Origin of the sequence: Pseudoalteromonas sp. MT33b (assembly GCF_014117385.1) — a bacterium.
GTDB lineage: Bacteria > Pseudomonadota > Gammaproteobacteria > Enterobacterales > Alteromonadaceae > Pseudoalteromonas > Pseudoalteromonas lipolytica.
Window position 1 is genome coordinate 737,279 of record NZ_CP059831.1, and the last position, 11,006, is coordinate 748,284.

At 41.9% G+C, this 11,006-nt stretch carries 11 protein-coding genes; 8 read left to right on the forward strand and 3 right to left on the reverse strand.

Features of this window, described 5'->3' with window-relative positions:
- The first annotated feature begins 7 nt into the window (after positions 1-7).
- Together H3302_RS03500 and H3302_RS03505 are read left to right on the forward strand one after the other, a co-directional pair.
- A complete protein-coding gene (locus H3302_RS03500) occupies positions 8-1,999 on the forward strand; it encodes a marine proteobacterial sortase target protein (protein WP_182396144.1) in 1,992 nt (663 codons plus the stop codon).
- Complete coding sequence (locus tag H3302_RS03505; protein ID WP_075594533.1) at positions 1,987-2,574, forward strand: class GN sortase; 588 nt, start codon at positions 1,987-1,989, stop codon at positions 2,572-2,574. The genes H3302_RS03500 and H3302_RS03505 overlap by 13 nt, the downstream gene beginning before the upstream one ends.
- Here the strand turns inward: H3302_RS03505 and H3302_RS03510 are convergent.
- Positions 2,481-3,428, reverse strand: coding sequence for a DMT family transporter (locus H3302_RS03510; RefSeq protein ID WP_036970658.1), 948 nt, complete (start codon positions 3,426-3,428; stop codon positions 2,481-2,483). The genes H3302_RS03505 and H3302_RS03510 overlap by 94 nt on opposite strands.
- A gap of 122 nt (positions 3,429-3,550) precedes the next feature.
- Here H3302_RS03510 and proB point away from each other — a divergent pair, with 122 nt between their 5' ends.
- The 4 genes from proB to gltX all read left to right on the forward strand — a co-directional run bounded on the left by proB (position 3,551) and on the right by gltX (position 7,681).
- A complete protein-coding gene (gene proB / locus H3302_RS03515) occupies positions 3,551-4,654 on the forward strand; it encodes a glutamate 5-kinase (protein ID WP_036970656.1) in 1,104 nt (367 codons plus the stop codon).
- Positions 4,655-4,717: 63 nt separating this feature from the next.
- Positions 4,718-5,689, forward strand: coding sequence for a GGDEF domain-containing protein (locus H3302_RS03520; protein ID WP_036970652.1), 972 nt, complete (start codon positions 4,718-4,720; stop codon positions 5,687-5,689).
- 67 nt (positions 5,690-5,756) lie between these two features.
- Positions 5,757-6,116 carry a glutathione S-transferase N-terminal domain-containing protein gene (locus H3302_RS03525; RefSeq protein ID WP_036970649.1) on the forward strand — a complete coding sequence of 120 codons (360 nt, stop codon included), beginning with the start codon at positions 5,757-5,759 and terminating at the stop codon, positions 6,114-6,116.
- Between the two features lie 80 nt (positions 6,117-6,196).
- On the forward strand, positions 6,197-7,681 hold the full coding sequence (gene gltX, locus H3302_RS03530; protein ID WP_036970646.1) for a glutamate--tRNA ligase: 1,485 nt from the start codon (positions 6,197-6,199) through the stop codon (positions 7,679-7,681).
- Positions 7,682-7,742: 61 nt separating this feature from the next.
- On the opposite strand, the gene H3302_RS03535 is transcribed toward gltX, so the two are convergent.
- Together H3302_RS03535 and H3302_RS03540 are read right to left on the reverse strand one after the other, a co-directional pair.
- Positions 7,743-8,588 (reverse strand): IS3 family transposase, encoded by an 846-nt coding sequence (locus tag H3302_RS03535; protein WP_259369895.1) that lies wholly within the window; start codon positions 8,586-8,588, stop codon positions 7,743-7,745.
- Positions 8,585-9,088, reverse strand: coding sequence for a transposase (locus tag H3302_RS03540; protein WP_182395458.1), 504 nt, complete (start codon positions 9,086-9,088; stop codon positions 8,585-8,587). The genes H3302_RS03535 and H3302_RS03540 overlap by 4 nt, the downstream gene beginning before the upstream one ends.
- Before the next feature lie 241 nt (positions 9,089-9,329).
- Here H3302_RS03540 and H3302_RS03545 point away from each other — a divergent pair, with 241 nt between their 5' ends.
- Both H3302_RS03545 and H3302_RS19860 read left to right on the forward strand, forming a co-directional pair.
- Positions 9,330-10,472, forward strand: coding sequence for a sulfatase-like hydrolase/transferase (locus tag H3302_RS03545; protein WP_259369877.1), 1,143 nt, complete (start codon positions 9,330-9,332; stop codon positions 10,470-10,472).
- A 26-nt stretch (positions 10,473-10,498) separates the two neighbouring features.
- Positions 10,499-10,861: a hypothetical protein gene (locus H3302_RS19860; RefSeq protein WP_259369878.1), complete on the forward strand. Its 363-nt coding sequence runs from the start codon at positions 10,499-10,501 to the stop codon at positions 10,859-10,861.
- Positions 10,862-11,006 lie beyond the last annotated feature (145 nt).

An 11,006-nucleotide genomic window follows, 5' to 3' on the forward strand; every position in this document is an offset into this window, starting at 1 on the left:
ACATGTTATGTTGAGTAACCGAACCAAAAGGCTCTTGTCCGTGAGCCTTTTTATCCTACTTTTAGGATATGCTATAAATCCTGCATTAGCCGCTAATGTCAGTGCACAATTACGGTTTTATGATAACTTGCACAGCGAAGTGTCATCAGGCGTTTTAGTCAAAAACGATGTGACGATGACGCTCACAGGTTTAATCAATCATGTGGTTGTTAAGCAGCGTTATCAAAACCCACACCCGTTTGCAGTTAATGCGCGTTATGTATTTCCTTTGCCCGATGAAAGCGCAGTACATGCATTACAAATGCAAATTGGTGAGCGTGTGATTACGGGCAATATTGCACTCAAACAGCAAGCTGAGCAGCAGTTTAAAGAGGCGCAGCAGCAAGGCAAGCGAGCAGCCCTAGTACGTCAGCAACGGGCGAATATTTTCGCAACCGATGTTGCAAATATCGGGGCGGGCGATGAAATTGAAATCACCTTACAGTATCAAGAGATAATTGGTTTTCGTGATGGGGTATTTTCACTGCGTTTCCCAACCACGATTACACCCCGCTATGAACCAAAAACAGCTCAGCTTAAGCCTCATACAAGCGAAAACCCAGAGCCTAATTCATCGTCAATGTTGAATCAGAGCGCTCTGGCTTCTGCGTGGTTAAAACCGGTGTACCAAAGCACAAATAGTCAGCAGGTTGATGCACATTTAAACTTGGCTATTAACATGGATATTGGTTTAGAGCTTAGTGATATAAATGCAAACCTGAGCGGTATGCAAATTGATAACCCACATTTTGGGCGCTATATACTTGCCCTTAATCGCGATGTACCGATGACACGTGATTTTGAGCTGACATTTAAGCCGCTCGACAAAGAAAGTTCACAGGCTGCGTTTTTTAAAGAAGTCGTCAATGGCGAAGAATATGGACTATTGATGCTCGTGCCGCCAGCGGATCATTTTACCGCACAGGCACGCCTCCCGCGTGAAATGGTCTTTGTAGTCGACACGTCGGGTTCTATGCATGGTCAGTCCATGGAGCAGGCAAAGCACGCTTTGTTTTATGCTTTATCGTTACTCGATGAAAACGATAGCTTTAATATTATTGGTTTTGATAATGACGTTACGGCTCTCAGTGAGTCTGCAATGATTGCCAATGACTTTAATATTCGCCGTGCAGAGCGTTTTATATATGGCTTGCAAGCTGATGGTGGCACAGAGATAAGTAATGCACTATCGCGGGTATTAGATGGCAAACAACATGATGGTTTTGTGCGTCAAATTGTATTTTTAACCGATGGCAGTGTGGGCAATGAAACACAGTTGTTTTCGCAAATTCAAGCTGACTTAGGTGATAGCCGCTTATTTACCGTTGGTATTGGCAGTGCACCAAATAGTTTCTTTATGACACGCGCTGCTGATATTGGTCGTGGTACGTTTACCTTTATTAGTAGCGCCAGCCAAGTACAGCCTAAAATGCAGCTATTATTCGATAAACTCGCTCACCCAGTTGTAACCGAGCTTGTCTTACATGCAGATAACCAAGAGCTTGAGTACTGGCCATCGCCTTTACCCGATCTTTATTTTTCTGAGCCCGTGTTAGTTGCGGTGAAGTTAGCTGGAAATCAACATGTAACCCTGACCGGGCAGACCCAATCAGGACCCCTTAATATTAACTTATCAGCGAATCACGCGGCGCAAGGTGAGGGCATAGCAAGACTATGGGCAAGGCAGAAAATTAAGTCACTCCTGCTTTATAATGATAAAGACAGCGTAAAGTCAGAAGTCGAAACATTGGCACTTCAGCATCATTTACTCAGTCCATTTACTGCTTTTATTGCTGTTGATAACGTCGCTGGGAACGAAATTGCTGAGCGCTCAGTGCAACTAAGAAATAGGCTGCCGAGTGGAATGACATTGCCACAAACAGATGGGCAAAGTCGTGTATTTATAGTGTTTGGCTTGTTATTGGTATCGTTAGCATGGTTATGGCAATGGCGACGTTAAAAAAGGCCTTACCACTGTGTGTGGGGTTGCTTGGCATTTCACTGCTACTCAATGGCAGTTATATGCAAGCCAAGGCGTGGCTTGCCCAGCATCTGATTGAGTCAGCTTGGCAACATGCTTTGCTGACGCCAAATGAAAAAGTCAGGCCGTGGTTTTACGCTGACGGTTATGTCACAGCACAACTAAATTGGCCTACTCAGCAGCAACGTTTAACTATTTTAGCGGGGGCGTCGGGGCGTAACTTAGCCTTTGCTCCCGGGCATTTCTTACCCAGTGGTGAACTTTCGAGTGACAATGGGGTGTTAATTGCAGGCCACAACGATACCCACTTTGCATTTTTAAAAAATGTGAAAGTGGGCGAGTCGTTTTCTATGCAGTTACAAAACGGCCAAGTCGTGCACTACCAAGTACGCAGTGTTCGTGTCATTCATCAACACGAGCAGGCCTTTTTAATGCAACCCGGTTTGTATTTATTAACCTGTTACCCTTTTGATTCTTTGGCATCGGGTACCGAGTTGAGGTTATTAGTGTCGGCAGACAAGCTCTCATCATCTACGTCAATTTTAAGTTCTTGATGGCGTTGACTGACAATCACGCCCGCAAATACCACACCGATACTTAACCACTGCCAAGTTGTTAGCACTTCTCCCAGTAAGATAGCGGATAAAATTAACGCAAAAATAGGAATCAAATTAGAGTAAGCCGCGGCAGTTAGGACCGATACTTTACTGATGGCATAGTTATACATACCATAGCCGCCTAAGGTCACGCACGAGCCTAAATATAAAATACTCAATAGGGCACTCAAATCATGTTGATTCTCGCTCGGCAGTTCAATAAAGAATAAAAAGGGTGCAAAGAATAGGCTGCCACTAAAGCCTTGTATGGCTATCAGTGTAAGCGGGGAGTAACGTGTTACTAAGTGTTTAACACTGACAGTATAAAAGGCCGCGCAGACCATGGCCATGAGCTCTAAAAAGTTACCCAGTAAAGGGTTTGGCGCTTGCTCGCTACTTGGCGAAAGCAAGGTTAACAAAATACTGCCACCAATACAGAGTGTAAAGCCAACCACAATGGCTTTACTGATGTACTCTTTTAACATTAAGAAAGCTAAAATAGCGACAATAATCGGTAAGCAAGACACAATAACACCCGCTTGCGATGCTGACGTGTATTCAAGCGCATGACCTTCAAATAAGTAATATAAGCAAGGCTCTGCCAGCGACATGCCTATCAAGTATTTCCAGTCGCCTTTTTTAAATTCAAAGCGGATCACAAATCGCCACAAGCATAAACAAATTAAAAGGGTGGTTAACATCCTTAAAAAAATTACCAACACGGGGTCATAAATTGTGATTGCATGCTTTAACGCAATATAGGAACTTCCCCATAAAAAAGTGGCAATTATTAAGCATAAACTGGCAGGCATAGGTGTCGCTTCGTGTGTTAAAAATGAAAAAACGATCCTAGCATGAATTTTTTTAACTTGTTCAAAAACTGTTTGCTGGTATATATAAATTCTCTATTTTATTTACAGAATTAATAACGCAGATGCAAAGGCCACACGTCGTTGTTGTAAAGCTAGGCACAAGTGTGCTGACAGGCGGTACAGACAAATTAGATAAAGCACATATGGTGGAGCTTGTTCGCCAGTGTTGTGAGTTAAAAAAACAAGGTTATCAGGTTGTTTTAGTATCCAGTGGCGCAGTCGCTGCGGGTCGTGAGCAATTAATAACCCCCTGTGGCCGTTCTTTGATCGAAAAACAAATGCTGGCAGCAATTGGCCAAGGTCATCTTATTCATACTTGGCAGAGTTTATTTGCACTCTATGGTATTAATGTTGGGCAGATGCTGCTTACCCGAGCAGATGTTGAAGACCGCGAACGTTATTTAAATGCCCGCGACACACTCAATGCATTGCTTGCGCATAATGTGGTTCCAATCATTAACGAAAATGATGCCGTAGCCACGACTGAAATAAAAGTCGGCGATAATGATAACTTGTCTGCGTTGGTGGCTATTTTAGCAAATGCAGAAAAACTTTTGCTGCTGACCGACCAAGAGGGGTTGTTTACTGGTGACCCGCGCTCTGATGTTAATGCAACTCTCATAAACGAAGTATCACACATTAACGATGAGCTTAGAGAGCTTGCTGGTGGAAGTGGTACAAGTTTAGGAACTGGCGGAATGGCAACTAAACTTCAAGCTGCTGATATTGCTCGTCGTGCAGGCGTTGAAGTGATTATTGCCAAAGGTGCGGGTAAAAATGTGATTTTAAATTGCATGGCTGACAAACTGCCAGGTACTCGGTTTTTAAAATTAACCGCCCCCAAAGATGGTCGAAAAAAATGGCTATTAGCGGGCCCCAAAAGTTCTGGGCAACTGGTGATCGATGATGGTGCCAGTTTGGCACTCCAAGAGCGCGGAGCCAGCCTTTTAGCAAAAGGGGTCAGAGCTGTTAGAGGCCAATTTGAACGAGGTGATGTAATTGAAGTGATATCGAGTGAAGGTCAATGTATTGCAAAGGGGCTCGTTAACTTTAACCATCAAGAAATCGATACAATAAAAGGCTGCCACTCATCACAAATTGCGCAGTTACTTGTGTTTGCACCAAGCAGTGAAGTAATACACAGAGATGATATGATTTTATTATAGTTTTTTAGTAATTTTTATAAATTTAACTACACTAAAGTTACTAATAGTTCTGGGGACTTTTCAATGCAGGCAAACCCTTGTGGACATGAATGGGTTGTGACGATAACACAGCAAGAAGAAGAGCCAGAGCTTGATCAGGCCCTTGTCGATGCGGTGGCAGGGTTAGGAGAGTTTTCGCGGTTTGCTATTTATGTCAATAAATTCTTTAAACCAGGGCTACCTGCACAATTAATTAATAAAGACACCGTGATAGAGAAGCTCTCTGAACACGAGGTCAATGAATTAATAGATAAAGTCAGTCGCAATAAAATCCGCATTAGCCATAACTATGGCTGTATTTATACCTATGTACCTGTTTATTATACGGGAAATGTAGTAGGGGTTTTAGTGATTGAGTCGAATCAAGAGCTCACCGAACGCTGTAGTATGTTAGCAATTTACATGCTAAATATTTACGCTAACCAACTTGCATTGTTGCATAAGTCCCGCCTTGACCCATTGACTGAATTACTTAATCGTCAAACGTTTGATAAAAAAGTGATTGATATCGCGGCGCAAGCGGCGCATGGAGTTACTCACTCAGATGTAAATCACCGCCACTGGTATTTGGCAATGATCGACATTGATCACTTTAAACGTGTGAATGATAACTACGGCCATGTTATTGGTGATGAAGTCATTTTGCTGGTCGCACAATTACTCAAAAATAACTTCCGATTCGAAGATTATGTATTTCGTTATGGGGGAGAAGAGTTTGCCATTTTATTTCAAGCAACCGACGAATGTGATGCGCGCAACGTGTTAAATCGATTTCGTGCGTGTGTCGCTGAGTATCCATTTCCGCAAGTAGGTAGCCTCACTGTAAGTTGTGGTTTTTTGCCTATTTGTGAGTTTGAAATGGTTGCAAGCTTAGTTCAAAAAGCAGATAACGCCTTGTATCATTCAAAGAACATGGGGCGTAATCGCATAACGGCGTATTGCGAATTGGATATTCAAGATAATAAACACAATGATGACTCGATAGAGTTATTTTGAGCCTGTTGCAGCGTGTAGTGCTGTGTTAAAATTGCCCACCTTATTTTATTCAGTATGAGAATGTGAGATGAAGTTTGTCCGCTGGTTGTTAGGCCGCCTTATTTTACTTTTTGATTTTATTTTTACGCCGCGCAGTAAAAAACGTCCTGCTGCAGAGCAAGCACAGCTTGATTTAGTAACATCACAATTTAAGCTATATCAATTCAAAGCGTGCCCATTTTGCGTAAAAGTACGCCGTGCGATTAAACGCCAGGGCTTATCTGTGGAAACTCGTGACGCCAAAGGTAATGAACTCTTTCGCCAAGAGCTATTAGAGCAGGGCGGAAAAATTAAAGTACCGTGTTTACGTATTGAAGAAAACGGCCAAGTAACGTGGTTGTATGAATCAAACGATATCATTGCTTATTTAGATAAAGTCGCTGCATAAAGCGGCTTTTCACTTCGATAATAGCTCATGCTGTGCTAGCATTTGGGCAAATTTTTAATTGTCTTTTGAGAGATATAACCATGACAATTCGCACCCGTGTTGCTCCTTCACCAACAGGTGATCCGCATCTAGGTACTGCTTACATCGCTTTATTTAACTACTGCTTTGCAAAACAGCAAGGTGGGGAGTTTGTTTTACGTATAGAAGACACTGACCAAGTGCGCAGTACAGCTGAATCAGAGCAAGCTATCATGGATAGCTTACGTTGGTTAGGCTTAAACTGGGATCATGGTCCTGATGTGGGCGGTGAGTTTGGTCCATACCGTCAATCTGAGCGAAGTGATTTATACAAAAAGTTTGCGCATCAGTTAGTTGAGCAAGGCAAAGCATTTTATTGTTTTGCAACTAGCGAAGAGCTAGATCAAATGCGTGAAGAACAAATGGCTGAGGGTTTGCGTCCTAAATATGATGGTCGTGGTTTAAATCTATCAGACGATGAAATCAAAGCGAATCTTGACGCGGGTAAGCCGTACGTTATTCGTATGAAGATCCCAAGCGACGGCACGTTTAAGTTTAACGACTATCTTCGTGGCGAAATTGAGATCCCGTGGGAAAACGTAGACATGCAAGTGTTGCTGAAAGCCGATGGCTTCCCAACGTATTTCCTTGCTAACGTTGTTGATGATCACCACATGCAAATTAGCCATATTTTCCGTGGTGAAGAGTGGATCAACTCAGCGCCTAAGCTATTAAAATTATACGAAGACTTCGGTTGGGAAGCGCCTGTACTTGGTCACTTGCCGTTACTTCGTAACCCAGATAAATCAAAGTTATCAAAGCGTAAAAATCCAACTTCAATCAATTACTACAAAGAAATGGGTTACCTGCCAGAGGCACTATTGAACTATTTAGGCCGCATGGGTTGGTCAATGCCTGATGAACGTGAAAAGTTCACGCTAGATGAGATGATTGAACACTTTGATATGAAACGTGTTTCTCTGGGTGGGCCTATTTTCGACGTGGATAAGCTTAGCTGGTTAAACGGTATGTGGATCCGTGAAAACTTGTCAGATGCTGAATTAATGCAACGTTTTGTTGATTGGAAATTTAATACTGAGTTATTCGCTAAAGTATTACCAGAAGCAAAAACACGTATTAATACGTTATCAGACATGGTTGATCTTGCCGGTCATTTCGTGGGCGGTATTCCAAGCTATGATCCTGCGTTGTTAACGGTTGGTAAAGCGGGTGAAGATGCAACACGTCAAGCACTGCAATTCTTCATCTGGCAATTAGAAGGCTTACGTACATGGGAAAAATCAGCGATTTTTGCCATTGCGAAAGAAGTTGCAACGTTCCATGAGCTGAAGATTAAAGATTTTCTTGAGCCGATTTTTGTCGCTATTACGGGCAAAACATCATCAACATCAGTACTAGATGCAATGGAAATATTAGGCTCAGACCTGTCGCGTGCGCGATTACGTGTTGCACTTTCGCACATTGGCGTGTCAAAAAAGCAAGCGAAAAATATTGAGCGCGCTTACCGCGATTACCCGCAAGCTTAAAAATTATTACGCTTTAAAAACCGAGCTATATTGAAGTGACCCCATAAAGTTGGACTCATTTTTAAGCGGCTGCCAAGGCCTGATTTCGATACTGTATCGGACTCAGGCCTTTTAGTTTCAGCTTAATACGCTCATTGTTGTAATAGTGGATATATTCTTTGATGTTTTCAATAAGCTCATTCACGTCTTTAAACGTTTCGTTGTGGTACATCTCACTCTTCAATATGCCGAAGAAGTTCTCAGCAACCGCATTATCTAAACAATTTCCTTTTCTAGACATACTTTGTTGCAACCCTTTTTCCTTGAGATGATTTTGATATTGTTTGTTTTGATATTGCCACCCTTGATCTGAGTGTACAACTGGCTTTTCATTTGGCTTCAACCTAGCAGTTGCTGTTTTAAGCATGTCAGTTACCAAAGGGAGTGCAACGGATTTTCTGACTTCGTAACTGATTACCTCTTGGTTGAATAGGTCAATCATAGGCGATAGATATACCTTCTCATTATCCACTTTAAACTCTGTCACATCCGTCACCCATTTTTGATTTGGCTTCTGCGCACTAAACTCGCGGTTAAGCGTATTTTCTGCGATTTTACCCACTTCACCTTTATAGGATTTATAGCGCTTAGGCCTTACTTTTGACTTGAGGCCTAACTCATTCATCAGCCGTTGAACGCGCTTATGATTAACAAGTACCCCCATTGTTCTCAGAGCACTCGTAATTCTGCGATAGCCATATCGTCCTTTATGCGCGTGATAGATATCACGTATTTTTACCAGTAAATCATTGCTTGTACAGGGTTGCTTACAGGTAGTGCGATGATAATAGTAAACACTCTTTGGCAGCCCTGTAGCCTTTAAAAGGTGTCGTAAGCTATGTTTTGCCTTGAACTCTTCGACGACTATCGTCTTGTCTTTGCTTTTTTCTTTCTGGCTTGAGCCAAGGCTTCTAACTTTTTTAGCACATCATTCTCTGCTCGTAAGTATGCTAATTCTTCTCGTAACTCCTCCTCAGTCATTTGCTCTACTGGTTTTGATGAAGAAGAAGAATTATTAGTCATGACTGGCCTACCTTTTATTTGTGGTTTGAGACGTGATATACCATCACGAGCATAAAGCTTTTGCCATTGAAAAAGAATGCCAGGGGACGATAAATCGAAAAAAGCACTGGTATAACCGAGTGACCAACTGTTTGCTGTCATCGTTTTTAACACTTCTACCTTAAATGCTTGAGAATAAGGTTTGTGAACAGACCTGAAGCTTTCAGCGCCATGAATTCGATAAATAGCGGTCCAATATCGGACCTGCCTATCTGTAACATTAAATCTGTTACTTACCGTCGAAGAGCTTTCAGACAAAGCGAGCTCTGCTATTTTGAGCTTAAAAGCTCGATGATGTTTGGACATAAAAAGACCCCCAGTAATTGGAATGTCCAACTATTGGGGGTCACTTCATATGCTCGGTTTTTTTATATTTAAATCAAAGTTAACGCAGATTTAACTTGTAAATAGGTACTACTCTAATAGTATTAAACATGTACAACTTATCACTTGTAGGAATATCTTAATTAAGCAGTATAAGGTAGCTGCAAGCGAGGGATTTTTTAAGCTGAAGTGAATGCTTCGGTTAATTTTCAAGGAGAAAGTGATGTTCAAATACTTATTGGTCTGTTTGACCGTTTTTGGCATTAGTATGTCGAGTTTCGCTGCTGATAAACCCAATGTGCTTATTATTTGGGGTGATGATGTTGGTATGTGGAATATTAGCGCTTACCATCGTGGCATGATGGGAGGTAGCACACCTAACATAGATAGCATTGCCAATGATGGCATGATATTTATGGATCATTACGCACAGGCCTCGTGTACGGCTGGTCGTGCTGCATTTATTACTGGTCAGTACCCAATGCGTACCGGTCTTAGTACGGTAGGTCTACCTGGAGCACCACAAGGTTTGCAAAAGAAAGATCCAACGTTAGCAACGATGCTTAAATCTAAGGGGTATGTAACAGGGCAGTTTGGTAAAAACCATTTAGGTGACCTTGATGAACACTTACCAACAAATCATGGTTTTGATGAGTTTTTTGGTATTTTGTACCACCTCAATGCGGGTGAATACCCAGAACAGCAAGATTATCCACAAGACGCCAAAACACAAGAAAAGTTTGGTCTAAAAATGCGTGGAGTCATTCATTCAAAAGCGCTTGCTAATGGTAAACAAGAGGTTAAAGATCTTGGCCCATTTGGTAAAGAACGTCAGCGTAATTTAGACCAAGAAGTGCTTGTTGAATCAAAACGTTTTATTCGTGATGCTGTAAAACAAAATAAGCCTTTCTTCGTTTGGCATAACACCACACGCATGCATTACCAAACTAACCTTAATAAAGCGTATGACGGTAAAACAGGGTTTGGTTTATATGCTGATGGTATGGCTGAACTGGATGATGATGTAGGAGAGCTGCTTAACTTACTTGATGAGCTTAAAGTATCTGATAATACGATAGTGATGTTTTCTACCGACAATGGTGCTGCGTCAAACTCATGGCCTGATGGTGGCAACCAGCCGTTTCATGGTGAAAAAGGTGTTGGTGGCTGGGAAGGTGGTTTCAGAGTTCCTATGCTTGTTAAATGGCCAGGCCATATTCCAAGTGGTGTAAGCACGGGTGAGTTTATGACCATGGAAGATTGGATACCAACGATTATGTCATGGCTCGGTGATAAAGACCTAAAAGCTAATTTGCTTAAATTAAAGGTACAAAAATTAATGGCCAAAAGTATAAAGTTCATTTAGATGGCTTCGATCAAAGTGATATCTTGTTGAATAATGGTAAAACAAACCGTAAAGAGTTTTATTATTTTACCGAAACGACTTTCCACGGTATGCGTTACGGTGATTGGAAGTTAATTTTCACAGAGCAAGAGCATTGGTTCAGATCTTCGCAACAAGCCCTTACTACACCTTACATCATTAACCTAAAAATGGACCCATTTGAGCGCTTCATTGATGCAAGGGGTTACGATGAGTGGGCTGAAAACCGTAGCTGGATTTTAGGCCCTGCAGGTAATCAAATTTCAGAGTTTGTAAAAACCTTTAAGGCTTTCCCGCCTAGCCAAGAGAGCATGTCAGTACAAGTGGATAGTGTCGCTGAAATGATTTCAAAGCAAGCGCTAAACCGCTAAAAATATAGGCTTTACCAGGGCACGACGTTGCGACATCGCAGTTTTGTTCGTCACTGGTAAAGCCTTTACAACTTTCAACCTTGTAGCCATTGCCGCCTCTATTTACCCCCTCACGTTTTAACTGCTCAATAGCAATACTCTATTT

Excerpts from the sequence above, each read along its gene's own strand:
- H3302_RS03540 (WP_182395458.1), bottom strand. The coding sequence starts at position 9,088 with ATGTCCAAACATCATCGAGCTTTTAAGCTCAAAATAGCAGAGCTCGCT.
- gltX (WP_036970646.1), top strand. The coding sequence starts at position 6,197 with ATGACAATTCGCACCCGTGTTGCTCCTTCACCAACAGGTGATCCGCAT.
- H3302_RS03525 (WP_036970649.1), top strand. The coding sequence starts at position 5,757 with ATGAAGTTTGTCCGCTGGTTGTTAGGCCGCCTTATTTTACTTTTTGAT.
- H3302_RS03545 (WP_259369877.1), top strand. The coding sequence starts at position 9,330 with ATGTTCAAATACTTATTGGTCTGTTTGACCGTTTTTGGCATTAGTATG.
- H3302_RS03510 (WP_036970658.1), bottom strand. The coding sequence starts at position 3,428 with ATGCCTGCCAGTTTATGCTTAATAATTGCCACTTTTTTATGGGGAAGT.
- proB (WP_036970656.1), top strand. The coding sequence starts at position 3,551 with ATGCAAAGGCCACACGTCGTTGTTGTAAAGCTAGGCACAAGTGTGCTG.
- H3302_RS03500 (WP_182396144.1), top strand. The coding sequence starts at position 8 with ATGTTGAGTAACCGAACCAAAAGGCTCTTGTCCGTGAGCCTTTTTATC.
- H3302_RS03520 (WP_036970652.1), top strand. The coding sequence starts at position 4,718 with ATGCAGGCAAACCCTTGTGGACATGAATGGGTTGTGACGATAACACAG.
- H3302_RS03505 (WP_075594533.1), top strand. The coding sequence starts at position 1,987 with ATGGCGACGTTAAAAAAGGCCTTACCACTGTGTGTGGGGTTGCTTGGC.